Annotated in this window: 25 protein-coding genes; 17 read left to right on the top strand and 8 right to left on the bottom strand. The window is 61.1% G+C overall.

Going from position 1 to position 22,177, the window contains the following annotated elements; translation table 11 throughout:
- Window positions 1-109: 109 nt before the first annotated feature.
- Both VE26_RS12860 and VE26_RS19005 read right to left on the bottom strand, forming a co-directional pair.
- Entirely contained in the window at window positions 110-1,018 is a 909-nt protein-coding gene (locus VE26_RS12860) for a site-specific tyrosine recombinase XerD (protein WP_046105625.1), read from the bottom strand.
- A complete protein-coding gene (locus VE26_RS19005; protein WP_425283863.1) occupies window positions 1,015-1,239 on the bottom strand; it encodes a hypothetical protein in 225 nt (74 codons plus the stop codon). Before VE26_RS19005 ends, VE26_RS12860 begins: the two co-directional genes overlap by 4 nt.
- A 160-nt stretch (window positions 1,240-1,399) precedes the next feature.
- On the opposite strand from VE26_RS19005, the gene VE26_RS12850 reads away from it, so the two are divergent.
- Genes VE26_RS12850 through VE26_RS12840 form a run of 3 tightly spaced genes read left to right on the top strand, consistent with a single transcriptional unit; the run spans window position 1,400 to window position 4,376 of the window.
- Complete coding sequence (locus VE26_RS12850) at window positions 1,400-1,993, top strand: shikimate kinase (protein ID WP_046105624.1); 594 nt, start codon at window positions 1,400-1,402, stop codon at window positions 1,991-1,993.
- Window positions 1,990-3,105 (top strand): 3-dehydroquinate synthase, encoded by a 1,116-nt coding sequence (aroB, locus tag VE26_RS12845; RefSeq protein ID WP_046105623.1) that lies wholly within the window; start codon window positions 1,990-1,992, stop codon window positions 3,103-3,105. Before VE26_RS12850 ends, aroB begins: the two co-directional genes overlap by 4 nt.
- On the top strand, window positions 3,102-4,376 hold the full coding sequence (locus VE26_RS12840; protein ID WP_046105622.1) for an HlyC/CorC family transporter: 1,275 nt from the start codon (window positions 3,102-3,104) through the stop codon (window positions 4,374-4,376). The genes aroB and VE26_RS12840 overlap by 4 nt, the downstream gene beginning before the upstream one ends.
- Before the next feature lies 1 nt (window position 4,377).
- Here the strand turns inward: VE26_RS12840 and VE26_RS12835 are convergent, their stop codons facing one another.
- Window positions 4,378-4,641 carry a BolA family protein gene (locus tag VE26_RS12835; protein WP_046105621.1) on the bottom strand — a complete coding sequence of 88 codons (264 nt, stop codon included), beginning with the start codon at window positions 4,639-4,641 and terminating at the stop codon, window positions 4,378-4,380.
- 112 nt (window positions 4,642-4,753) lie between these two features.
- On the opposite strand from VE26_RS12835, the gene VE26_RS12830 reads away from it, so the two are divergent.
- The 4 genes from VE26_RS12830 to VE26_RS12815 all read left to right on the top strand — a co-directional run bounded on the left by VE26_RS12830 (window position 4,754) and on the right by VE26_RS12815 (window position 9,437).
- Window positions 4,754-5,308 carry a J domain-containing protein gene (locus tag VE26_RS12830; RefSeq protein WP_244465700.1) on the top strand — a complete coding sequence of 185 codons (555 nt, stop codon included), beginning with the start codon at window positions 4,754-4,756 and terminating at the stop codon, window positions 5,306-5,308.
- Between the two features lie 113 nt (window positions 5,309-5,421).
- A complete protein-coding gene (gene cobS, locus VE26_RS12825; RefSeq protein ID WP_046105619.1) occupies window positions 5,422-6,405 on the top strand; it encodes a cobaltochelatase subunit CobS in 984 nt (327 codons plus the stop codon).
- A gap of 156 nt (window positions 6,406-6,561) precedes the next feature.
- The gene (gene cobT / locus VE26_RS12820; RefSeq protein WP_046105618.1) at window positions 6,562-8,451 is read left to right on the top strand and encodes a cobaltochelatase subunit CobT; all 1,890 of its coding nucleotides are present in this window, start codon (window positions 6,562-6,564) and stop codon (window positions 8,449-8,451) included.
- Entirely contained in the window at window positions 8,448-9,437 is a 990-nt protein-coding gene (locus VE26_RS12815; RefSeq protein ID WP_084620427.1) for an esterase-like activity of phytase family protein, read from the top strand. Before cobT ends, VE26_RS12815 begins: the two co-directional genes overlap by 4 nt.
- 70 nt (window positions 9,438-9,507) lie before the next feature.
- Here VE26_RS12815 and VE26_RS12810 read toward each other — a convergent pair whose 3' ends face one another.
- Entirely contained in the window at window positions 9,508-10,143 is a 636-nt protein-coding gene (locus tag VE26_RS12810) for a VUT family protein (protein ID WP_046105616.1), read from the bottom strand.
- A 234-nt stretch (window positions 10,144-10,377) separates the two neighbouring features.
- Complete coding sequence (rpmB, locus tag VE26_RS12805; RefSeq protein WP_046105615.1) at window positions 10,378-10,662, bottom strand: 50S ribosomal protein L28; 285 nt, start codon at window positions 10,660-10,662, stop codon at window positions 10,378-10,380.
- A 240-nt stretch (window positions 10,663-10,902) separates the two neighbouring features.
- On the opposite strand from rpmB, the gene VE26_RS12800 reads away from it, so the two are divergent.
- On the top strand, window positions 10,903-11,688 hold the full coding sequence (locus VE26_RS12800; protein ID WP_152658842.1) for a DUF3108 domain-containing protein: 786 nt from the start codon (window positions 10,903-10,905) through the stop codon (window positions 11,686-11,688).
- Window positions 11,689-12,054: 366 nt separating this feature from the next.
- Here the strand turns inward: VE26_RS12800 and VE26_RS12795 are convergent, their stop codons facing one another.
- On the bottom strand, window positions 12,055-12,387 hold the full coding sequence (locus tag VE26_RS12795) for a nuclear transport factor 2 family protein (protein WP_046106327.1): 333 nt from the start codon (window positions 12,385-12,387) through the stop codon (window positions 12,055-12,057).
- A gap of 471 nt (window positions 12,388-12,858) precedes the next feature.
- Here VE26_RS12795 and VE26_RS12790 point away from each other — a divergent pair, with 471 nt between their 5' ends.
- From VE26_RS12790 to VE26_RS12770, 5 genes are all read left to right on the top strand, one after another.
- Window positions 12,859-15,828 carry a helicase-related protein gene (locus VE26_RS12790; protein WP_046105613.1) on the top strand — a complete coding sequence of 990 codons (2,970 nt, stop codon included), beginning with the start codon at window positions 12,859-12,861 and terminating at the stop codon, window positions 15,826-15,828.
- A 3-nt stretch (window positions 15,829-15,831) separates the two neighbouring features.
- The gene (locus tag VE26_RS12785) at window positions 15,832-16,239 is read left to right on the top strand and encodes an RNA-binding S4 domain-containing protein (protein ID WP_244465699.1); all 408 of its coding nucleotides are present in this window, start codon (window positions 15,832-15,834) and stop codon (window positions 16,237-16,239) included.
- On the top strand, window positions 16,232-16,735 hold the full coding sequence (locus tag VE26_RS12780; protein WP_046105612.1) for a GNAT family N-acetyltransferase: 504 nt from the start codon (window positions 16,232-16,234) through the stop codon (window positions 16,733-16,735). The genes VE26_RS12785 and VE26_RS12780 overlap by 8 nt, the downstream gene beginning before the upstream one ends.
- Window positions 16,736-16,907: 172 nt before the next feature.
- Window positions 16,908-17,246 carry a ferredoxin FdxA gene (gene fdxA / locus VE26_RS12775; protein WP_046105611.1) on the top strand — a complete coding sequence of 113 codons (339 nt, stop codon included), beginning with the start codon at window positions 16,908-16,910 and terminating at the stop codon, window positions 17,244-17,246.
- Window positions 17,247-17,607: 361 nt separating this feature from the next.
- A complete protein-coding gene (locus VE26_RS12770) occupies window positions 17,608-18,171 on the top strand; it encodes a CarD family transcriptional regulator (protein WP_046106325.1) in 564 nt (187 codons plus the stop codon).
- A gap of 90 nt (window positions 18,172-18,261) precedes the next feature.
- Here VE26_RS12770 and VE26_RS12765 read toward each other — a convergent pair whose 3' ends face one another.
- Together VE26_RS12765 and VE26_RS12760 are read right to left on the bottom strand one after the other, a co-directional pair.
- Window positions 18,262-18,654, bottom strand: coding sequence for a cupin domain-containing protein (locus VE26_RS12765; RefSeq protein ID WP_046105610.1), 393 nt, complete (start codon window positions 18,652-18,654; stop codon window positions 18,262-18,264).
- A gap of 240 nt (window positions 18,655-18,894) precedes the next feature.
- Complete coding sequence (locus VE26_RS12760; RefSeq protein WP_046105609.1) at window positions 18,895-19,737, bottom strand: hypothetical protein; 843 nt, start codon at window positions 19,735-19,737, stop codon at window positions 18,895-18,897.
- 38 nt (window positions 19,738-19,775) lie between these two features.
- Here VE26_RS12760 and VE26_RS12755 point away from each other — a divergent pair, with 38 nt between their 5' ends.
- From VE26_RS12755 to VE26_RS12740, 4 genes are read left to right on the top strand one after another with little or no spacing between them, the layout of a single operon-like run.
- Window positions 19,776-20,576 (top strand): ComF family protein, encoded by an 801-nt coding sequence (locus VE26_RS12755; RefSeq protein WP_244465698.1) that lies wholly within the window; start codon window positions 19,776-19,778, stop codon window positions 20,574-20,576.
- A 26-nt stretch (window positions 20,577-20,602) separates the two neighbouring features.
- Window positions 20,603-20,857, top strand: coding sequence for a glutaredoxin 3 (gene grxC, locus VE26_RS12750; RefSeq protein ID WP_046106323.1), 255 nt, complete (start codon window positions 20,603-20,605; stop codon window positions 20,855-20,857).
- A gap of 2 nt (window positions 20,858-20,859) precedes the next feature.
- Complete coding sequence (locus VE26_RS12745; RefSeq protein WP_046105608.1) at window positions 20,860-21,687, top strand: carbon-nitrogen hydrolase family protein; 828 nt, start codon at window positions 20,860-20,862, stop codon at window positions 21,685-21,687.
- The gene (locus VE26_RS12740; RefSeq protein WP_342018449.1) at window positions 21,572-22,168 is read left to right on the top strand and encodes a DUF1178 family protein; all 597 of its coding nucleotides are present in this window, start codon (window positions 21,572-21,574) and stop codon (window positions 22,166-22,168) included. The genes VE26_RS12745 and VE26_RS12740 overlap by 116 nt, the downstream gene beginning before the upstream one ends.
- Window positions 22,169-22,177 lie beyond the last annotated feature (9 nt).

The raw sequence follows: 22,177 nt of genomic DNA, 5'->3' as shown, positions 1-22,177 counted from the left end.
CGCGGCGCTGCTGTTGCGCCCTAAAGTGGCCGGAAAGTGGCGAGGGCGCAACGCGGAGTCAAGGTTCGGCGGGAAAAAGGATAGGTTTTAATGGGGATGGCCGGGTAGTTCATCCATTGGCCAAAGGATGATGAGTCTCCACCAGATTGCGCAGCTTTTCGTCCAGAACGTGCGTATAGATTTGGGTGGTAGAAATATCGGCGTGGCCAAGCAGCATCTGCACGACGCGCAGATCGGCACCTCCTGCCAGAAGATGGCTGGCAAAAGCGTGGCGCAGGACGTGTGGTGCGACCCTCGCCGTGGAGATGCCGGCGCGCGCGGCCAATGCCTTGAGATCGCGGGCGAAGACCTGCCGGGACAGATAGCCATCCTCTCCTTTTGCCGGGAACAGGTAGGGGCCAGGCGGCAGATCCTTGAGCCAGATGCGGATGGCATCACGGGCGCGATCGTTCATGGGCACGATGCGCTCCTTGTTGCCCTTGCCGGTCACAGTGAGGAAGGACGCATCCCGCATGACGGCGGCCCGCCGCAGGCTCACCAACTCGGAAACGCGCAGGCCCGTGGCGTAGAGCATTTCAAGCAGGACATAGAGGCGTCGCGCCGACACTTGCTGCGCGGCGCTATCCGCCGTTTCGGCCTCGGCTTCCGCCAGGGCCAACAAACGGTCGACTTCGCTTACGGACAGCACCTTTGGCAGCGGGCGGCGCGTCTTGGGACTCGAAACGATCCGGGTCGGATCGTCACCACGCAGATTGTCGGCACAGAGAAATTTATGGAATTGGCGGATGGCCGAAAGTCGTCTTGCGGACGACGATGCCGACAGCCCCTGGGCCTTTAGGTCATCCAGCCAGGCGAGGACCGTTTCGCGAGGGCAATTGAGCAGCGACTGGCCTCGTGCGGTCACGAAGGCCGAGTAATCTGCGAGGTCTCTGCCATAAGCGTCGAGCGTATTGGCCGCTGCGCCCCGCTCGGCGCTCATCATCTCGAGAAAGGCCGCGATGAGGTGGCCGCCGCTCATTGGCCTTCGGCCGGGCTGGTGGGCGTGGTGACATTGGGCTGGGGCAGAATGGTGCCGCCACCACCGGGTGCACCGGTTTCTCCCAGAAGGTCGCGGGTCGGGATGCGCTGGCTGACTTCGCGCGGCTCAACATCCACAAAAGTCACGAGCGCGAACATGCCGGCATAGGCGAGCCCTGCGAGAAACAACACGGTGATGAGCAGGCGAAAAAGAGTTGGCATGGTCGTCCCGATTTGCGCGTTCGGCCAATGTTAATGGCAAAAGGTTGCCATCGCGTTCCTGAGGCTCATCTTGCGGAAATGCGGCTGGCGATCAAGCCGTTCGGCTTGACAGTGCAGGCGAGGACCGCTTGATAGCGACGATGATCAGGGGGCGCGGCGAGTGAGCAGGACGGACGGCGGATCGCGGCAGGGCCGCGCTCGGGCATTGGCCAAGAGGCTTGCCGAAAAGCCGCTTGTGCTTGTGGGAATGATGGGAGCAGGCAAGACCACGGTCGGTCGCCGCCTGGCCAGCCGGCTCGGCCGTCAATTCGTCGACAGCGACGAAGAGATCGAACGCGCGGCGCAGATGACCATCCCGGAGATATTTGAACAGCGTGGCGAGGCCGAGTTCCGTGCCGGCGAAATGCGGGTCATTGCCCGGCTGCTTAAGGAAACCAATATCGTGCTGGCAACGGGCGGCGGAGCGTTCGCCAATGCCGAGACACGCGGCCTGGTCAAGGCCGAGGCTTTATCCGTCTGGCTCAAGGCCGACGTGGATGTGCTGTTCGAACGCGTGTCGCGGCGCGCCAATCGGCCGTTGCTGCGGACCGCCAACCCGCGCGCCACGCTCGAGGCCCTCGTCGCCGAACGCTATCCCATCTATGCCGAGGCCGATGTCACGGTGCTCAGCCGTGACGTGCCGCAGGACGATGTGACGGGTGACGTGATCGCTGCGGTGCTCGCCCATCTCAAGCAAAGCCAGGACCGCTCATGACTGCAATCGACCACGTAGTTCACGTCGCGCTCGGCGAGCGGGCCTATGATATCCTGATCGGGCCCGGACTTATCGCCGAGGCCGGCAAAATCCTCGCCGAGCGCTTTCCCGGCCGCCGTTACGGCATCGTCACCGACGATAATGTGGCACGCACGCAATTACCACTTCTTGTCGCGGGGCTCGAGGCCGCCGGGCTCGACTATGCCGTCATCACCGTACCTGCCGGTGAAGGCACCAAAAGCTATCAAATGCTGGAAAGTGTGGTGGAGGGGCTGCTTGCCGCACGGCTCGAGCGCGGCGACCTGGTGATCGCCCTGGGCGGGGGTGTCATCGGGGACCTGGCGGGCTTTGCCGCCTCCATCACGCGGCGCGGCATGGATTTTATCCAGATGCCGACCTCGCTTCTGGCGCAGGTAGACTCCTCCGTTGGCGGTAAGACCGGCATCAATTCGCCGCATGGCAAAAATCTGGTGGGCGCCTTTCATCAACCTCTGCTCGTGCTCGCCGATCTTTCTGCGCTCGATACGCTTGATCGACGTCAATTTGCAGCAGGTTACGCGGAAGTTGCCAAATATGGCCTGATCGACGACCCTGAATTCTTCGACTGGCTCGATGCTCATCTCGACGAGATCTTCTCGGGTGGCCCGGCGCGCGGCGAGGCGGTGGCTCGCTGCTGCGCACACAAGGCCAGGGTGGTCATCGAAGACGAAAAAGAACAAGGCGTTCGGGCCTTGCTCAATCTCGGCCACACATTCGGGCATGCTCTGGAAAAAGACACTGGATATTCCGACAGGCTGCTGCATGGAGAGGGGGTCAGTATCGGAATGGTGCTGGCTCACCGCTATTCGACCCGGCAGGGTCTGGCCCCCGGCCAGGATGCCGGACGGGTCGAAGCGCACTTGAAGCGTGCCGGTCTGCCCACCACATTGGGCGACATTGCCGGGACGCTCGGTTCCACCGATACCCTGATGGCCGCTATCGCGCAGGACAAGAAGGTCCAGCGCGGCGCCCTTACTTTCATTCTTACGCGCGGTATCGGTCAGGCCTTCATCGAGAAAAATGTCGATCCGGCAACTATCCGCTCCTTCCTTGATGAAATGCGAGGCCAATGACCGTTTCCCTCTGGCTAACCTCCGCCGGTATCATTGTGCTGCTGGCCATGAGCTTTTTCTTTTCCGGTTCGGAAACAGCGCTGACGGCCGCGTCGCGAGCGCGCATGCATCAATTGGCGCGGAGCGGCGACAAGCGTGCCATTCTGGTCGAAAGCCTGACGCGGGAGAAGGAAAGGCTGATCGGTGCCATCCTCTTGGGCAACAATGTCGTCAATATTCTCGCCTCAACGCTGGCAGCCAGCGTCCTTATCGCGCTTTTCGGTGAGGCTGGCATCGCCTATGCAACCATTGCCATGACCGCGGCAGTGGTGATCTTTTCCGAGGTGCTGCCCAAAACACTGGCATTGATGCGGCCTGACAGTTTCGCACTGGCGGTGGCGCCGGTCATCAGGGTGGTGGTTGTGGTGTTCGCGCCGGTAACGCTGGCGGTGCAGGCGATCGTCAATTTCATCCTGAAACGCTTCGGGCTCGATGCGGCCCATGTCAGCGCCGTATCCGGGCACGATGAAATCCGCGGTACCCTCGACCTTCTCCACTCGGAAGGGGAAGTGGTCAAAGGCGACCGTGACATGATGGGCGGGTTGCTCGATCTCAAGGATCTGGCGGTGAGCGATGTCATGGTGCACCGCACACAAATGACTGCGCTCGACGTGCGCCAGCCCGTCGACGACCTGGTTCGCGCCGTTCTTGAAAGCGCCTATACCCGGATCCCGCTCTATGAGGGCGAGAGCGACAATATCGTGGGCATCCTGCATGCCAAGGACGTTTTACGGGCCTTGATGGCCGCCAATGGCGATGCCAGCCAGCTCGATATTGCCCGGATCATGGCCAAGCCCTGGTTCATCCCGCAATCGACTTCAGTGCAGGTGCAACTGGCCGCTTTCCTGAAGCGCCATTCGCACATGGCGCTGGTGCTGGATGAATATGGCGTGCTCGAGGGGCTGGTGACCCTCGAGGACATCATTGAAGAAATTGTCGGCGATATTTCCGACGAACATGACGAGCCTGATGACGAGGCCGTGTTCGGTATCCGCAAGAACGCCGATGGCAGCTACGAGATCGACGCCAGCATCGCCATTCGCGATATCAATCGCCTGCTCGACTGGAACTTGCCCGATGACCACGCAAATACGGTGGCGGGCATCGTCATCACCGCGGCCAAGCTGATCCCCGAGCCCGGCCACGAAGTGAGCGCGCATGGTTTCCGTTTCCTGGTACTGGAACGGGAGCGTCAGAGGGTCTCGCGGGTCCGGATCGAGCCGCTGGCCTGAGTCAGGGCGCTGGTACGACCTCGATGGCGAGCGCATGGACGGACACCTTCAACTCTTCGTCAAGCGCCGCCATGATCGCACGGTGTTGCGCAACGCGGCTCATCCCGTCAAAATTGCGGGTCGCGATTCTGACACGAAAATGGGTTTCACCTCCCTCCCGCCAGCCGCCATGACCGTGATGGCTTTCGGATTCGTCGATGACCTCCAGATGGAGGGGCGAGAATTGTTCGGTGAGTTTGTCTCGAATAGTGTCCGTCATGGACATGGGATCGGCTCCGCATTTTTGTTTGTAGGCACACCTAGGCGCAATGAAACCGCAATCCAAGCTTTTCGATTCTATTCGTGTCCGTCCGCGCCGGGAGGAGAAGCCCGAGGTCGTGACGATCAAATGCGACTGGGTAGGCTGTGAGGAGCCCGGAGAATACCGGGCGCCCAAGGGCGTGCGCTCGGAGGGGCAGTATCACAATTTCTGCCTTGAGCATGTTCGGCACTACAACAAGGCCTTCAACTATTTTGCCGGCATGAGCCCGGACGAACTGGACGAGGCCCTGCATTCCCCGCCCAAGGCCGAGACCCGATCCAGTTTTGCCACGGGCAGTGCGGGTGCCGCGCGCGCGGCAGGCCGGCAAGCCGCCCAGCCAGGTGAGAAATATGGCGACCCATTCGGGGTTTTCGCACGCTATCGCTACCAGCAGTCCAAACGCCCGGCGACCGAGCGGGTCAAGCCGCTCAATGAGCAGGATCGCCGCGCGCTCGAAACGCTGGGCTTCACGAAACATGCCAAGTCCGACGACATCAAGGCTGCCTACAAGGCGCTGGTCAAGAAACATCATCCTGACGTCAATGGCGGGGATGCCTCGTCCGAGGAGCGGCTGCGCTCGGTAATTGCCGCCTATACCCACCTGAAGAAAACCGGTTTCGTGCTTCGATAAGCCATGCCCTGCCGGCACCGGGGCGCACCAAGCCGAGGCTACCCGGCCTGTCACAATGCTGCTATAGAGCCTGCGCCTTCCTCAAGCTTTTTTCCTGATCCAAGAGCCCTGCCATGACCGAATTCGCCAATATGCCCGATACCGAATACAAGGCGCGGGATCTGTTCGGCATCGACACCGACATGGTGGTCAAGGGCTATAAGGATCGCACCAGCCATGTGCCGCCGATCGACCCCGATTACCTGTTCGATCGCAATACGACACTCGCCATTCTGGCCGGTTTCGCGTTCAATCGCCGTGTCATGGTTCAGGGCTATCACGGCACTGGCAAGTCCACTCATATCGAGCAGGTCGCGGCGCGTCTCAACTGGCCGCTGGTCCGCGTCAACCTGGACAGTCATGTGTCGCGTATCGACCTCGTGGGCAAGGACGCGATCGTCCTCAAGGACGGCAAGCAGATCACCGAATTCCGCGATGGCATCCTGCCCTGGGCAGTGCAGAACAATGTCGCTCTGGTCTTCGACGAATATGATGCGGGGCGCCCGGACGTGATGTTCGTGATCCAGCGTGTGCTCGAGCAGTCCGGCCGGCTCACGCTTCTGGACCAGAACCGCGTGATCGTGCCGCATCCGGCTTTTCGCCTGTTTTCGACCACCAACACGATCGGCCTGGGCGATACATCAGGTCTTTATCACGGCACCCAGCAGATCAACCAGGGCCAGATGGATCGCTGGAGCATTGTCACGACGCTCAATTACCTGCCGCATGACAAGGAGGTCGGGATCGTCCTCGCCAAGAACAAGGCCTATGGCGAGAGCGACAAGGGTCGCAAGCAAGTGTCCAACATGGTGCGCCTGGCGGACCTGACCCGCTCGGCTTTCATCAACGGCGATATCTCCACCGTCATGTCCCCTCGCGGTGTCATTACCTGGGCCGAAAATGCCGTGATCTTCGGTGGCGATATCGGCTTTGCCTTCCGGCTGACCTTCCTCAACAAGTGCGACGAACTTGAACGCCCAGTAGTGGCTGAGTTCTATCAGCGCGTGTTCGGCGAAGACCTGCCCGAAAGCTCCGCCAACCTGGCAGTGATGGCTTAAGTAACTGCTCCCGGCCCAGCCGGGAGACCCCTCATCCGGCCTTGCGGGCCACCTTCTCCCCAAAATGGCGAAGGGCACGCGGTGGCCGTCCAGACGCCGAGCTTCCTTCTCGTCCCCAGAGGCAGGATGGTTCAGGGGTCTTCCGGGATAAGATTTATGGCACACCCCCCGCGCAGCAAGCCGAACAAGCCCGACCAGACCCAGGCCTTCAAATCGGCCATGGGCGCGACGGTGCGTGCCATTGGCGGCAAGCCAGAACTGGAAGTCAGCTTTACCGCCGACCGTCCCTTGCTGACGTCGGACAAGGCCCGGCTGGCCAATCTGCCTCGTTTGCCCACCAAGCGGGACATCGCCGTCGCGCGCGGACAGGGCGATGCGATGGCCATGCGCCTCGCCAGCCACGATCCAGACAGCCACCGCAAGCGGTCTCCCATGGATCCCCAGGCCCGCGCCGCCTTTGACGCACTGGAACAGGCACGAGTGGAATCGCTCGGCGTCATCCGGATGCCCGGCATGGGCGGCAATATCCACGAGATGCTGGAAGACCGGCTGTTTCGGGCTAATTTTGCCGAGGTCGGAGCCAAGGATGACGCCCCGCTGGCCGAGGCTCTTGGCCTTATGCTGCGTGAGAAGCTTGCCGGCGTTGCCGTGCCGCCGTCCGGTCATGCCTTGGTCGAACTCTGGCGCAAGGAGATCGAAGCGAAGGCATCCACGTCGCTCGATGGCCTGCTCTCATCCTATGAGAACCAGGACGATTTCGCCCGCGCCGCAAAGGCGGTGCTGCGCGACCTGAACCTGATCGCCGAAAGCGACATGGAAGAACCATCGGACGGCGAGGAGGAAAGCGCCGAGGACAGCCAGCCCGAGCAGGCGCAGGGTTCCGATCAATCGCCCGAGCAAGGCGACGGCGAGAACGAACAGTCCGAGAGCGAAGACGATCAGCAGGCCGGCGAGAGCGAAGAGACCGGCGACGTCGAGGGCATGGAGGCCGACATGGCCGATGCCGACGAGGACGCCGAGACCGAAGCGGGCGAAGATGCGCCCATGCCGCCGCCCGCCAAGGATGGCGGCACACAGCTTTCCAACCAATTCAATTACAAGGTGTTCACCACCAAGTTTGACGAAATCGTCAAGGCCGCCGAGCTGTGCCCGCCTGACGAACTCGACCAGCTGCGTGCCCTGCTCGACAAGCAGCTCGAGAACCTCGCCGGGGCTGTTGCCCGGCTGGCCAACAAGCTGCAACGTCGCCTGATGGCCAAGCAGAACCGGAGCTGGCAATTCGACCTCGAGGAAGGGCTGCTGGATACGGCGCGTCTCACCCGGGTGGTCACCGATCCGCTGCAGGCGCTCTCCTTCAAGGTTGAGAACGACACCGATTTCCGCGACACGGTGGTGACTTTGCTGATCGACAATTCCGGCTCCATGCGCGGTCGGCCGATCACGATTGCAGCGATCTGTGGCGACATTCTCGCGCGCACACTGGAGCGTTGCGGGGTCAAGGTCGAGATTCTGGGTTTTACCACTCGCGCCTGGAAGGGCGGCAAGAGCCGTGAAGCCTGGCTCGAAGCCAATCGCCCGGCCAATCCTGGCCGCGTCAACGATATCCGTCACATCATCTACAAGGCCGCCGACGAGCCCTGGCGGCATGCACGGCGCAATCTGGGCCTGATGATGCGCGAAGGCCTGCTCAAGGAGAACATTGACGGCGAGGCGCTCGAATGGGCCCGCAAGCGCTTGATGGCGCGCCCCGAGCAACGTCGCATTCTGATGGTGATTTCCGATGGCGCCCCGGTGGATGACAGCACCCAGAGCGTCAATGCAGGCAATTATCTCGAAGCTCATCTTCGCCAGGTGATCGAGGATATCGAAACCCGTTCGCCGATCCAGCTCGTGGCAGTGGGCATCGGACACGACGTAACCCGGTATTACCGGCGGGCGGTGACGCTGCTCGATGCCGAGGAACTGGCCGGCGCTCTGACGGACGAGCTGGCCTCGCTGTTCGATGAGGAATTGCCGGCCCAAGCACGGCGGCGGACGCGGGGATGATGGAACGGGCCGCTTTCGCCCTGGTGCTTCTTTGCCTGGCCAGCCCGGTCCACGCGGTAGAGGCAACGGTGAGTGCGGCGCAGATTTCCCGTTTCAGGAATATCGACCTCGACCAACCCATCGACAAGCTGATCTTTCGCGGTGGCATGACGCTGCAAAGTCCCGACGATACGTTCGGTGGCCTTTCCAGCGTTACCCAGACCGGAGACAATCAACGCATCGCCTTTGTCACCGATCGCGGCCACTTCGTGTCGGGCCAACTGGCCTATGATGAGGCCGATCGTCTGTTCGGCTTCATCGGCGTGACCATTGAGCCGATCCAGAATTCTTCCGGGCAACCGCTGCCTCGCCAATATGCACGTGACGCCGAGGGTATGGATACGATCTGGCGCGACGGCGTTCCGGTCGGCGTGCGGGTAGGGTTCGAGCATTTGACCCGGGTCGCTGATTTTTCCGTCACCGATGGGCGTCCCGGCGGCGCTGCGCGCGAAGTGCCCATTCCGCAGTGGCTTACCGATCTACGGACGAACGAATCCATCGAGTCGGTCTGCATCGCGCCGCCCGCATCACCCGTCGCAGGGTCCACGATCCTCATCACCGAGGAGGCCCTGGACGCGGACGGAAATCATCGCGGCGAGATGCTGGGAATTAACGACAAGGGCCCGTTCACGTACGTAAACAGTCCCATCGTCAATCCCACCGATTGCGCGTTCCTGCCCAATGGCGACCTTTTGGTGCTTGAGCGGGGGGTATCGCTGTTCAGTTTCGTAATGAACCTGAGGCGAGTTCGCGCCGAAGATGTGCAGCCCGGTGTCCTGATGCGCGGCGAATTGCTGCTTTCTGCGCAGGGTCCGGAGATCGACAACATGGAAAGCCTGATGGTGCATCAAAGTCCCGGCGGCGAATGGCGCATCCTCATGGGCTCGGATAACAATTTCAACGGCTGGCAACGCAACATGATCCTGGAATTTGCGCTCCAGGAGTAAGTCGTGGGCGCTCTGTCCGGTGTCATTACCGGGAAGACCCCGGCAATGACGATCGCCAGCAGATGACGGCTTACGCCGCCAAGGGCATGCGCTTGAGCACAAGATCGCGGATGGTCTTGTAAGGCGCGAGCATCAAAACGGCCATGACCAGCTTTATGAGGAAATCGCCCAGAGCCAGGCTCTGCCACAGCTCAACGTCCGGCCCGATGCCGAGCAGGGGCGCGGGGAAGGCAAGCGAAGTATCTTCCATGCCGAAGAAGGCATCGATGCCGGCAAAGGCCGGGGCCATGGCGATGGAGAAGAAGAGGACCGTGTCCAGCACCGATCCTGCCAGCGAGGAGAACATCGGAGCATGCCACCAGGCGCCGTTGCGCAGGCGGTGAAAGATGGAGACATCGAGCATCTGCGCCACAAGGAAAGCGGTGCCCGACGCGACGGCGATGCGCGGCGTCGCCAGCCAGATGGAGATGATGACCGCCACGCAGAAGCCGGCAATTACGATCAGCCGGGTCTTTTGCGGGCCGAAGGCGCGGTTGGAGAGGTCGGTGACGAGGAAGGCGACAGGATAGGTAAAGGCACCCCAAGTCAGGATGTCGCCAATATGGACGCCACCCAGGGTCAAGTCCACGGGAAACTGCACGAGGAAATTGGAGGCGGCGACGACGGCCACCATGGCGACGAGCGCCACAAGCAGGCGAGACAGCATCAGACTGTACCTAAGTTGGGGTGCCGCCGGCAGAAGACCAGAGCACCGTACGGTTGAGTAAGGGACAAGCACCCCTGTTGATGTCCCTAGCGGACTTCATAGCAGGGCATCAACTTGGCCGATTCATCTCCGATAAGCAGCCCTCGGGTCAAGCCTGAGGTGTAAATCGGCGAATAAAACAAAGCCGCGCGGTGACGACCCACCACGCGGCTGGAACTGCTTGGCGGAAGTCGCTTAGGCCGCGAGGGCCGCGCGGATTTCCTTCTTGATACCGAGAGCCAGGGGGGACAGGTCGGCGTCATCCTGCTTGAGCAGGAAGGCGTCCAGGCCACCGCGGTGCTCCACGGTGCGCAGGGCCGAGGTCGAAATGCGCAGCTTGACCGAACGGTTCAGCGCGTCCGAGATCAGCGTGACGTTGATGAGGTTGGGGAGGAAGCGGCGGCGGGTGCGGTTGAGAGCGTGGGAAACATTGTTGCCCACCATGACGCCCTTACCGGTCAGTTCGCAGCGACGTGCCATTTTCGATATCCTGTTTGTGTAAAGGTCCTGCGTGGCGGAGACGTCCGCTACGGGCCTCGATTGTGGTGAAATCTCGCGGCTCTTTAGAGAAAAGGGGCGGCCTCGTCAAGCTAAAGGCCGGCTCACGGGGCTGAGAGCGGCTTGCGCGTCGCTCGAGGGATCGGCACGGTTGTCGCTTGATGTGATTCGTTCCTGCCCGGCCAGCGTCTCCGGCAGGCGCAAGCTGCCGAGAACCCTGCCGTGATCCGTTCTGCCTTCACCTGCCTTGCTTTGGCCATGCCACTGGTCGCCCAGCCCGCCCTGTCTGCGCCCGTGGATGCGCGGGTCAGCTATGTGGTGACCGTTGGCGGTATCAATATTGCCCTGATCGACATCGACTTCGAAGATGACGGCGCCCGTTACGGTTTCGATGTTTCTGCGCGGGTCACCGGCTTGGGCAACGTGGTGGCAAGCGGCACGGCAAAAGCCAGCGTCAGTGGGTCGTCGAGCGGTGCCGCGCTGCAATCGGAACGCTTCCAGCTCGAAACACGCGCCAATGGCGAGACCTTCAACGTAGAGGTCGGCTTTGCGGGGCGCGACGTCTCCTCCTTCCAGGTGACGCCGCCGGTTCTGGATTCCTATGACCGGATACCGCTGGAGCGGACCCATCTGACCGGGGTGGCCGATTTCCTTTCGTCCTTTGTCCTCAAGGGCCAGGGATTGGACCGCAATCTTTGCGATCGCGACTTCCGCATTTTCACAGGTGTCGAGCGGTTCAATATCGACATGGGTTTCCTGTCACAGGACGAAGCCACGTCTCCGCGCACGGGCTACCAGGGGCCTCTCGTAGCCTGTTCCGTAAAATACCGTCCGGTGTCCGGTCACTTCGAGACGTCGGAGATGACGCAATACCTGGCGGACACAAGCCGTATCATCGTCTGGTACGCGCCGCTGGGCGCTTCTGGATATTTCGTGCCTTATCGGGTCAATATCGGCACCAGCATGGGCGATATGTCCATGGTGCTAACGACGGCCCGCGCCGAGTAGACCTGTCCCACTTTCGGACGGTCAAAGCCTTTTTTGACAATTTTACGTCTTTGGACTGGGGATAATGCGCCACTTGCCGGTTAACGGCTGTGGCGCATTTGTGTTTCTGTTTGACAATGGATTGGCAGGAAACCGGTTGTGCGAGCAAATTTAACCGAAAATTCATAGATATAAATGGTTTGAAGCAGCGCAGGTGCTCCGCCGAGGAAAGCTGGTGGTATCACTCAGGGACCGCCACCAGATATGGTGGTGAACAAAACCGGATTGCTCCCGAGGTAATGATTCAGACCGTGTTCGTTCCTGCTTTGTGCCGGAAATTACTCCGATGGACACGATGGCTCATCATTTGTCCCGGCATGATACATTTCAAAGCGTGCGCAAAAGCCGGATCTTGCCGTCCATATTGAGCTCGAAGTGCTGCCGAAGAATGGCGGGGCTGCCGGGAAATGTGCCTGACACCTCAAAGGTGACAGTATGTCCGGTTCCGCTACGGCTTGCATCCTGAAGAACGTAGCGAGGTCTGTAGCGACGCTCGACGCTGTCGAGCCACGAGGTGATCGCCTCAAGACCGGTATGTGTCTCGCCCTCGTCAACAACGGCTGCTTCGCGCGCAAACAGGTCTATCGCAGCACGATTGCCTGAGGTGGCGAAATAAGCTGCGATCGTTGCGGGGAGGGCAGTAGGGTTAAAAACTGACATTTGCGGCTCCTTTTTCGCTTTATCGCGTGTGGAGCTGACGGACTGTGTCAGGAGGAATTTGTCCCGGTCTGGCACGTCAATACGGTATTTCGTCAAGCCCCGGTGAAAAACGCGCCACAAATCCGCGAACTCGATGTGAAGGCCAACAAAATTCGATACCCCAGTCTATTTACCGCGCGTTCACATTTCACCGCAAATGACAAAAATTAAGGGTTTAGCAAGGCCTGTGAAGGCGTTTCTACCCATTTAAGCCAGGCGTTCCTCCCGCTTGTGGGTCGACATCGTCATAGCGCACCATATCTCGTAGAGAACGAAAGCGGATTTGCTTGGTCGCGCCGATTCGATGCTGTTTCGTTCAATTTTTGTTCCCGACGTTAACACGGGTGGCAGAAAAGTGGCATTTGGTGTCTTTTGTCGGGACGCCTGCTGTGGGCCTCGCAAGCGAGCGCGGGAACGACTACATAGGGGGCGATGACTTTCGCACCCTCCCATTTGGTCAAGGCCATTCTTGGGCCGACCAATACCGGCAAGACCTATTTCGCCATCGAGCGCATGCTGGCTCATCCGACGGGGATGATCGGTCTGCCGCTGCGCCTGCTTGCGCGCGAAGTCTACCAACGCGTGGTGGAGCGGGTGGGAGAGCAGGCGGTCGCTCTTGTTACCGGGGAAGAGCGTATCGTGCCTGCAAAGCCGCGCTATTGGGTTGCGACGGTCGAAGCCATGCCGATGGACATTCATGTCGATTGCGTGGCCGTGGACGAGATTCAGACCGCCATCGATTTCGATCGCGGCCATGTGTTCACCGACCGTATCCTCAAGGCCCGCGGGTTTCACGAAACGCTCTTGCTGGGTTCCGCCACAATGGCGGGGGTCGTCAAAAAGCTTATCCCACACGCTGAGATCATCGATCGGCCGCGCTTTTCCCAGCTGACCTATTCGGGCTCGAAGAAGCTCTCCCGCCAGCCGGCCCGCTCCGCGATCGTCGCCTTTTCGGCGCGCCAGGTTTACGCCATTGCCGAACTGATCCGACGCGAACGCGGTGGTGCGGCGGTGGTGATGGGAGCGCTTTCGCCACGCACCCGCAATGCCCAGGTTGACCTCTATCAGAATGGCGATGTGGACTTCCTCGTTGCTACCGATGCCATCGGTATGGGTCTCAACCTCGATATCCACCACGTCGCCTTTGCCGACGATACCAAGTTCGATGGCCATCAGAGCCGCCCGCTGACACCGTCCGAGCTCGGCCAGATTGCCGGTCGAGCCGGGCGGCATCGCCATAACGGGACATTTGGGGTGACCGGGGGCACAGAGAATTTTGACGAAGAACTCGTCGTGCAGCTCGAGACCCACGATTTCGAGCCTGTGCGGCAGGTGCAATGGCGCAATTCGGTGCTCGATTTTTCTTCCATCGAGCGGCTACGCGGGTCACTCGAAGTTTCCCCGCAGGACAGAACGCTGACCCGCGTGCCAATCGCCACCGACCAAATGGCCCTGGAGTTTCTGGCGCGCAACGAGGCCGGAGCCTTGGCGCGCGGCCATGAAGCGGTCAAACTGCTCTGGGAATGTTGCCAGATTCCTGACTATCAGGGCATCTCACCGGCAGCGCACGGGGAGATTGTGACCCGAATCTTCTCGGATTTGAGACGAATTACACGGGTCGACGAGGATTGGATTGCCGAGCAGGTCCGGTTTTGCGACAATGCGGAGGGCGACATTGACACACTCAGCAATCGGATCAAGCAGATCCGGACCTGGACCTTTGTCGCGAACCGCAAAAACTGGCTTGAAGACCCTACTTATTGGCGCGAAAAGACACGGGACATTGAAGACCGCCTGAGTGACGCTCTGCACGAGCGTCTTACCCAGCGCTTCGTCGACCGGCGCACAAGCGTGCTGCTCCGCCATCTGAAAGACAAACGTATGGTATCTCCCGAAATCAATAGCCAAGGCGAAGTGCGGCTGGAAGGCCACCTCATCGGCACGCTTGAAGGCTTCCGCTTCTCCCTGGCTCGCAACGATGGCGAGCTCGATGCCAAGGGTCTGCGGGGCGCCGCCGATTCCGTGGTCGCGCCAGAGATACACAATCGTGCCGGAAGACTGGCCGGTTCGCCAAATGAAGAATTCGTGTTGGCGACAGATGGTCGGTTGCGCTGGCGCGGCGAAATCGTCGCGGAACTGGCCGAAGGCGATAGCCTCTATCGCCCCCGCATCATTATTCTGGCCGACGAAACGCTGACTGGCCCGGACCTGGAGAAGGTTCAGGATCGGTTGATGCTCTGGCTTCGGCACCACATCAATACCGTCCTCGAGCCAATCATGGCCCTCGAGGCTCCTGTAGACCTGGAAGGCACGGCCCGCGGTCTGGCCTACCGCCTGTTCGAGCATCTGGGGCTGCTGCCGCGCCACGACGTCGCTGACGATGTCAAAGGTCTCGATCAGGACGTGCGCGGCAAGCTGCGCAAACTGGGTATCAAGTTCGGCGCTTACCACATCTATCTGCCGCTTTCGCTCAAGCCCGCACCGCGTGAGCTTGCGCTGGTGCTGTTCGCGCTCAAGCATGGTGGCATCCGCCAGGCAGGCGTGACCGATATTCCCCACATCGTTCTATCCGGTCGCACCTCGTTCCTGGTTGATCCGGAAGTCGATACCCGCCTTTATGAAATTGCCGGCTTCAAGGTCGCGGGCAAACGCGCCGTGCGCATCGACATCCTGGAACGGCTGGCCGACATCATCCGCCCCCTCATCGCCCTCGATGCGGCCCGTCCCTATGCCGGGGACCTGCCGGCCGGCGCCGCCGATGGCAATGGGTTCCGCGTGACCGTGGAGATGACCAGTCTGTTGGGCTGCTCGGGCGATGATTTTTCCTCGATACTGACGTCCCTGGGATATCGCGTCCGTCGGACACCCAAACCGGCGGCTCCCATTGCGCCTGCCGATGCGTCCGCCGAAGCCGCGGCGCTGGACCAGGTGCTGGAAGACAGTCCAGCGAGCGTCGAGCCTGCCGTCGAAGCTGACGAGACAGTTGTTGCGCTCCCCATCATCGAAGGAGCCGTGCCTGATGCGGCGCCCGCAGATGCTGCTGCAACCCAGCCCGTGTCGTCCGAGCCGGAGATGGACGAGGTCTGGTTTCCGGGACGCCGCAATCATGATCAGCGCCGCCACGAACCTCGCGGCCGTCGCGACGCCGATGGCGAAGGGCAGCCGGGGCGCCGCAACGAACGCTCGCGCCAGAACGCCAATCGCGGTAAGCGTCCAGAGGGCAACGAACGCCCGCAGGGGGGCAGAGCTGCGCATGGCAAGGGGCGCGAGGAGGAACGGCGGACCCGCCCTGACAAGGGTGAGCGCACCGATCGCCGACCGCCCCGCGAGGAGCGCAAGCCGGTCTTTGATCCTGATAGCCCTTTTGCAGCTCTCGCCGCCCTGCGCGGCAAGTCGGAGTAGAATTTGACAGGGCTGGGCGAGAGCCTCCGCAAGGAGCGGCTCGACCGGTTCCTGTTTTTTTCTCGCGCTGTCAAATCGCGGACACTGGCGCAAAAGATCATCGAGTCGGGCGCCATTCGGATCAATTCGGAGAAAACCGAACGTACGGATCATAAGGTTGGTGCTGGTGATGTTTTGACGATGTCATTGCATGGCCGCATCCTTGTGTGGCGCATTCTCGATCCGGGCACGCGGCGGGGCCCGGCCAGCGAGGCTCAGGGGCTATACGAGGATATGTCTCCACCTATGCCCCCAAAGGGTGAGCGCTCTGCCTATGATGCCGCCATCGCTGAACGGGCGCCGGGTAGCGGTCGGCCCACCAAGAAGCAACGCCGCGAAACCGATCGGCTGATTGACGGCGACGATGACTGATGTCCCCACGATTGTAACCCAGAGGCTGGAATTGCGGCCTATGGTGATGGCAGACTTCGAGAATTATCGGGCGCTGATGATGTCCGATCGCGCCCGGTTCATGGGTGGCCCCTACGATCTTCGATCTGCTTGGGGCATGTTCACCAATGACGTTGCCCAATGGGCGCTGTTCGGGCATGGCTGCCTGATGATCCAGCGGCGCGGGGATAGCGCCTGCCTGGGTCAGGTCGGCATCAATCATGGTCCGCTGTTTCCAGAAAAAGAGCTGGGCTGGCTGCTCTATGAAGGTTACGAGGGGCATGGCTATGCCTTTGAGGCGGCGTCCGCCCTGCGGGCGTGGGCGTTCGGCACCCTCACCATCCACCACCTAGTCAGCTATTGCGATCCGGAAAATGCCCGCTCCATTGCCCTTGCTCAACGACTTGGCGGGGTTCTAGACGTGCAGGCCGTTGGGCAGGACCCACGGGATCTGGTGTTTCGCTATCGAGCAGGGTGAGCCGCGCTTTGCAGCCGTCCCGCCGAGCTTTTCCCCATAGCGTCAAACCGCGCCGGACCGGCCCCGCCTTGCACTTGCAGCGAGCAAGAAAAGGGTTTAGCACCCTTCCCGTTGAGACCGGTGGCTGATTTTCCCAAGGATCGGCCGCGTTTGGACGGGATTGTCTGCCAGAATGACCTATATCGTCACCGACAATTGCATTGCCTGCAAATATACCGACTGCGTGGAAGTGTGTCCGGTGGACTGCTTCTATGAAGGCGAGAACATGCTGGTGATCCACCCGGACGAGTGCATCGATTGTGGCGTCTGTGAGCCGGAATGCCCGGCCGAAGCCATCAAGCCGGATACTGAGAGCGGGCTGGATGAATGGCTTGAACTCAACCGGAAATTCTCGACCATCTGGCCGAACCTGACGGAGCGCCGCGAGCCTCTGTCCGATGCCAAGAGCAAGGACGGCGAAGACGGCAAGCTGGGCAAGTATTTCTCCGAGGAGCCCGGCGAAGGCGACTGACGCCAGACGCTTTTCGTTCGCTTGCCGACGCTGTTGGGCAAGTCATTGCCACGCTGTTGTCACATCAGGCTGCCGAAGGGCGGCCCGCTCGCGCTGGGTTGATTCGTTCCTTTTGATTTTGCTGAAAAAATGTGCTATGGTCCCACCATATGCAGTTAAGCCCGTCACCCAGCCCGTGCCGCAAGGCACGATTTTTTTGACAGACATTCCTGTTTATCAAGGCGTTCCGGACAAGCGGACCCGGACGGCGTGAGGCTTTACTGCGCAGTAAGCGCCCCGTATCGGGCGTCAACGAGTAGAAATGGCAGGACCTTCCCGCAAGGAACTTGCCATTTGGGGCGTCAATAAGGAGTTCCAGCATATGGTAGCCAAGAAGCAGCAGCAGCGGCTCGGGTTCAAGACGGGCGAATTTGTCGTCTATCCCGCCCATGGCGTCGGCATGATCGTCGCCATCGAGGAGCAGGAAGTCGCCGGTCTGACCCTGGAGCTGTTCGTCATCAGCTTCGAGCAGGACAAGCTGACCCTGCGCGTTCCCGTGGCCAAGGTCAAGTCTGTCGGCATGCGCAAGCTGGCCGAGGAAGACGAGATCAAGAAGGCCCTCGACACCGTCACCGGCCGTGCCCGCGTCAAGCGCACCATGTGGTCGCGTCGCGCTCAGGAATACGAAGCCAAGATCAATTCCGGCGACCTGATCGCTATTTCTGAAGTGGTTCGCGACCTCTACCGGTCCGAGGAGCAGCCAGAGCAGTCCTATTCGGAACGCCAGCTGTTCGAGCAGGCAATGGATCGCATGAGCCGCGAAGTGGGCTCGGTGCGCAAACTGACCCTGACCGAGGCCGTTCAGCTCATCGAGAAGCAACTGGCCAAGAGCCCCAAGCGCACCAAGGCGGATGCTGCCGAAGAAAGCGACGAGGAAGCTGCGTAAGGCGCTTCTAAGGACGAAATTGAATGAGGCCGGTGCGATCACCGGCCTCTTTTCTTAGGGACGTGCTTTCCCGTGCGCAGGCAGCGGTAATCAGAGCCTGCTCATCGCCTCGGGCAGCAAAACAACACTTTCCTGTTCGTTTGGATCGGTGCGCGCAATCAGGGCTCGGGCGGTCTGCTCCGTGGCATTGAAAGGCTGATGCGGGATGCCGGCCGGAATATAGACGTAATCGCTTTCATGAACCTCGTCGAGAAATTCGAGGTTGGGTCCATGGTAGAAGGACGTTGAGCCTTCGAGCTGGAAGATCGCTGTCTCGTGGTGCGCGTGATAATGCGGCTTGGCCTTGCCGCCAGGGGGTAGGACCAGCATGTGAAGGCACAGGCCCGTCGAGCCTGCGCTTTGGGCCGATATGCCGGAGAAATAATCCATACCCTGCTTGCCGTGAAAGGCTTCGCCTCCCCGCACAACCTTGCATTGCGTCATTGCTGATTCCTCGCCTTGTTGCAGACGATATGCTTGGCTTTCAATTGGTGCAATCAGGGTAGCGTGGGCCTGGTCATGGGTTAGCCCATCAACCGCCTACATATGGTGTTGGTACGCGCTGGGTCCTTGTCTTGCCTGTGGAGACGGGCGCAGCGCGGGGCCGCTGCGCCAGCACTTTGGCAAGACTGGTTTTGCCTGAGCCGGCGACGATGACGATCTCTCGACCGGGAAGGCTCGGCGTCATGGCTGGCGCGTTTCGCCGGGCCTGAGGAAATCGGTCATGCTGACCTTGGCGCTTCCCGGCCGCAGGGGTTTCTGCTGACTTTCATGGGGCACCCAGCCGGCGATCCAGACGATTTCCAGCGTGGCGCGAACGCGGCCATCGGTATCGCTATCATGCGCGGCATAAGCTTGCGCCGCGGCCGATATCAGTGTGCGGGTGGCGAAGCGCCGGCTGCGATCGGCCAGTGGGTTGGATGCGCCGAGACGCTTCAGTTCAGCTATCAAGGCGAACGGCGTAGCATAGCGGACGCGGTGAGTTTCGACATCGGCCACAGGCAAGGCAAAGCCAGCGCGCTGCAAGAGGGCACCGGCATCACGCACCTGTGCCATGGGTGCTACGCGGGCCGACGCGCCGCCCGATATGGTGACGTCGGCCGAGAGAAAAGCCTCACGCAATTCCGTCAGGCTCTCTCCGCCCAAGAAAGCGGCCATGAAGAGACCATCGGGTCGCAGGCTCTTGCGCAGCCGGGCGAGATGTCCAGGCACGTCATTGACGGCCTGCAGGTGCAGAAGCGACACGATAAGATCGTGCAGGCCATCGGGGATGGCAGGAAATTCCCGGCCGTCAAAAGCCTCGATCCGCTGCATGTCTATTGGGGCATCGGCGGTGGCAAAGCGCTGCGGCAGCAGCTGGGCATCGGGGCCGATCAGAACGGCGCTGGTAAATGTCCGCCGATAGGTTCCGAGGCGATCGGCGAGATCCTCCACCACCAGGTCGCGGACGAAATTGGCGTGATCGGGTCGGCGCGCCAAATTGGAGGCAATCTGTGCAGAATCGAAAAGTAGTGGCGTGATGGACATGCAAATGGGGGCTTTCGCCGGCGCTGGGTCGTGGCAATATGGCCCTTATGCAGAGCAGGGGCGGGGAAGTCAAAGAGGGGATGCGGCTGGCGCGGCAGGGGCTGGCCGGGCTGGGTCGCGTCGTCCTGGATCAGCTCTATCCGCCGGCCTGCGCCGTCTGTGCCAGTCCGCTGATGCAGAGCGACACGCTTTGCGCGACATGCTTTGCGGATCTGCGTCCCATCACGGCGCCCTATTGCCCCGTGCTGGGAGTGCCGTTTGAGACCGATCCGGGGCCCGGTGCGCTCTCGGCAGAAGCCATGGCCGATCCGCCGCCGTTCGGCCGCGCCCGGGCTGCGCTGGCCTATGGCGAGGTGGTGGGCACGCTGGTGAGCCGGTTCAAATATGGTGACCGGGTGGAGCTGGCGCGTTTTTGTGCACGGCTCATGATGGGGGCGGGCGAAGATTTCTGGCCCGGCCGACCGCTGCTCGTTCCGGTGCCCCTGCATGCCAGCCGGTTGCGGTTTCGCCGGTATAACCAATCCATGTTGCTGGCCCGCGAATTGGCTATCCTCTCGGGCCTCGCCGTCGATCCGCATCTGGTGCGCCGTATCCGCAAGACGCGCCAGCAGGTTGGGCTGTCGGGAGAAAGTCGGCTGCGCAACGTACAGGGCGCCTTTGCGGTCCATCCTAATCTTCTGGAACGCCTGGCTGGGCGCCCGGTTGTGCTGGTGGACGATGTCTACACGACAGGCGCTACCCTAAAGGCAGTTACCCGCGCGCTACGGCGCGGTGGCGTGGAGCGCGTAGACGTCCTGACGCTGGCCCGCGTTGTCATCGGGCAGGATGTCACCATATAAGAGAAAACTCATTGCTGGATGAAATCATGGCCAAGGTCGAGATCTACACCACACCCACCTGTCCCTATTGTCACGCTGCCAAGGCATTGCTGACCGAAAAAGGCGCAGAGTTTACCGAAATTACAGTACTTGATCCGGCGCTGCGGGAGAAGATGACCCAGCGTGCCCATGGCCGGCGGACTGTGCCGCAGATTTTCATAGGCGATACTCATGTTGGCGGCTATGACGACATGGCTGCGCTAGACCGGCAGGGCGGTCTCGACCCGCTTCTCGCCCCATAGAAATGAGGGTCGCTGCCATCCAGATGCGCTCGGGACTCGATCCCGACACCAATCTTGCAGCTCTGGGCGCCCTGCTCGAAGAAGCGGCCGCCGGTGGGGCGCGCTATGCGCTCACTCCGGAAGTCTCGTTGATCTTCCCTGAAAATCGCGAGCAATTGCGGTTGGTGGCTGCGCCCTACGATGGTCATCCTCAACTTGCAGCGATCGGCACGATGGCGCGGCAGCATGGAATGCATGTGCATATCGGCTCCCTGCCCATCCCGCTCGAAGACGGACGGTTTGCCAATCGCTCGGTGTTTTTTGGACCTGGCGGCGCAGTCACGGCAACCTATGACAAAATCCATCTCTTCGACGCCGACATTGCCGGTCTCGATGCCTACCGGGAAAGCGCGACCTACAAGGGGGGCGATAAGGCCGTGACGGCGTCGCTCGGCGAATTTACCCTCGGTTTTTCCATTTGCTACGACATGCGGTTCGCTCGCCTCTATACCAGCCTTGCCAAGGCCGGAGCCGACCTGCTCGCTGTACCGGCTGCCTTTACCGTTCCCACCGGGCAAGCGCATTGGCACGTGCTGCTGCGCGCCCGAGCCATCGAGACAGGCTCCTATGTCATTGCCGCCGCCCAAGGGGGAGCTCATGAAAATGGGCGTGCCACCTTCGGTCATTCCCTGATCGTCGATCCCTGGGGCCGCATATTGGCCGAGCTCGACCACGATGCTCCCGGCGTCGTGTTCGCAGATATCGATCAGGCAGCGGTGGCTGAAGCCCGCCGTCGCGTGCCCGCGCTGGCCAATGCGCGCGACTTTGCCGCCCCGGGTTTGCAGGGCTGAAAGCGCGCCCTATATAGGATGCAGGGGGTCAGCCCGCTTCCAGTCTACGGTAGGAACCGTGATCCAGTATTCGCTTCAATGTTCAAAGGGCCATCGCTTCGATGCCTGGTTCAAAAGCGCCACTGCCTATGACGAGCAGCATGCTCGCGGCATTGTCAGCTGTGCCCAATGCGGTGATCATAAGGTCGAGAAAGCGCCAATGGCGCCCAACCTCGCGCGCTCGGACACCCAACCCATGTCCTTGACCTCCGCCCATCCCGAAGCGGCGCGATTCCGCGATATGCTGCGCCAGTTCCGCCAGAAGGTAATGAGCGAAGCCGACGACGTGGGTGACCGTTTTGCGGAGGAAGCCCGCAAGATCCATTTTGCGGAGGCCGAGGCGCGCGGCATCTACGGGAAGGCAACCCGCGACGAGGTTGCGGGTTTGCTTGAAGACGGCATCGACTTCCTGCCGCTGCCCGATTTGGCAGAAGACAATTAGCGTCCGGCG

The sequence above is a fragment of the Devosia chinhatensis genome (genome assembly GCF_000969445.1).
GTDB classification, from domain to species: Bacteria; Pseudomonadota; Alphaproteobacteria; order Rhizobiales; family Devosiaceae; genus Devosia; species Devosia chinhatensis.
The sequence above is the reverse complement of the archived record's forward strand: the minus strand, read 5'-3'. Positions and strand labels throughout refer to the sequence as shown.

What these genes read in the sequence shown, in the direction of transcription:
- VE26_RS12790 (WP_046105613.1), top strand. Translation starts at nt 12,859, where the DNA reads ATGACTTTCGCACCCTCCCATTTGGTCAAGGCCATTCTTGGGCCGACC.
- VE26_RS12745 (WP_046105608.1), top strand. Translation starts at nt 20,860, where the DNA reads ATGAGGGTCGCTGCCATCCAGATGCGCTCGGGACTCGATCCCGACACC.
- VE26_RS19005 (WP_425283863.1), bottom strand. Translation starts at nt 1,239, where the DNA reads ATGCCAACTCTTTTTCGCCTGCTCATCACCGTGTTGTTTCTCGCAGGG.
- cobS (WP_046105619.1), top strand. Translation starts at nt 5,422, where the DNA reads ATGACCGAATTCGCCAATATGCCCGATACCGAATACAAGGCGCGGGAT.
- VE26_RS12770 (WP_046106325.1), top strand. Translation starts at nt 17,608, where the DNA reads ATGGTAGCCAAGAAGCAGCAGCAGCGGCTCGGGTTCAAGACGGGCGAA.
- cobT (WP_046105618.1), top strand. Translation starts at nt 6,562, where the DNA reads ATGGCACACCCCCCGCGCAGCAAGCCGAACAAGCCCGACCAGACCCAG.
- rpmB (WP_046105615.1), bottom strand. Translation starts at nt 10,662, where the DNA reads ATGGCACGTCGCTGCGAACTGACCGGTAAGGGCGTCATGGTGGGCAAC.
- VE26_RS12835 (WP_046105621.1), bottom strand. Translation starts at nt 4,641, where the DNA reads ATGTCCATGACGGACACTATTCGAGACAAACTCACCGAACAATTCTCG.
- VE26_RS12780 (WP_046105612.1), top strand. Translation starts at nt 16,232, where the DNA reads ATGACTGATGTCCCCACGATTGTAACCCAGAGGCTGGAATTGCGGCCT.
- VE26_RS12860 (WP_046105625.1), bottom strand. Translation starts at nt 1,018, where the DNA reads ATGAGCGGCGGCCACCTCATCGCGGCCTTTCTCGAGATGATGAGCGCC.
- VE26_RS12795 (WP_046106327.1), bottom strand. Translation starts at nt 12,387, where the DNA reads ATGTCAGTTTTTAACCCTACTGCCCTCCCCGCAACGATCGCAGCTTAT.
- VE26_RS12765 (WP_046105610.1), bottom strand. Translation starts at nt 18,654, where the DNA reads ATGACGCAATGCAAGGTTGTGCGGGGAGGCGAAGCCTTTCACGGCAAG.
- VE26_RS12815 (WP_084620427.1), top strand. Translation starts at nt 8,448, where the DNA reads ATGATGGAACGGGCCGCTTTCGCCCTGGTGCTTCTTTGCCTGGCCAGC.
- fdxA (WP_046105611.1), top strand. Translation starts at nt 16,908, where the DNA reads ATGACCTATATCGTCACCGACAATTGCATTGCCTGCAAATATACCGAC.
- aroB (WP_046105623.1), top strand. Translation starts at nt 1,990, where the DNA reads ATGACTGCAATCGACCACGTAGTTCACGTCGCGCTCGGCGAGCGGGCC.
- VE26_RS12760 (WP_046105609.1), bottom strand. Translation starts at nt 19,737, where the DNA reads ATGTCCATCACGCCACTACTTTTCGATTCTGCACAGATTGCCTCCAAT.
- VE26_RS12740 (WP_342018449.1), top strand. Translation starts at nt 21,572, where the DNA reads ATGCTCCCGGCGTCGTGTTCGCAGATATCGATCAGGCAGCGGTGGCTG.
- VE26_RS12840 (WP_046105622.1), top strand. Translation starts at nt 3,102, where the DNA reads ATGACCGTTTCCCTCTGGCTAACCTCCGCCGGTATCATTGTGCTGCTG.
- VE26_RS12810 (WP_046105616.1), bottom strand. Translation starts at nt 10,143, where the DNA reads ATGCTGTCTCGCCTGCTTGTGGCGCTCGTCGCCATGGTGGCCGTCGTC.
- VE26_RS12755 (WP_244465698.1), top strand. Translation starts at nt 19,776, where the DNA reads ATGGCCCTTATGCAGAGCAGGGGCGGGGAAGTCAAAGAGGGGATGCGG.
- grxC (WP_046106323.1), top strand. Translation starts at nt 20,603, where the DNA reads ATGGCCAAGGTCGAGATCTACACCACACCCACCTGTCCCTATTGTCAC.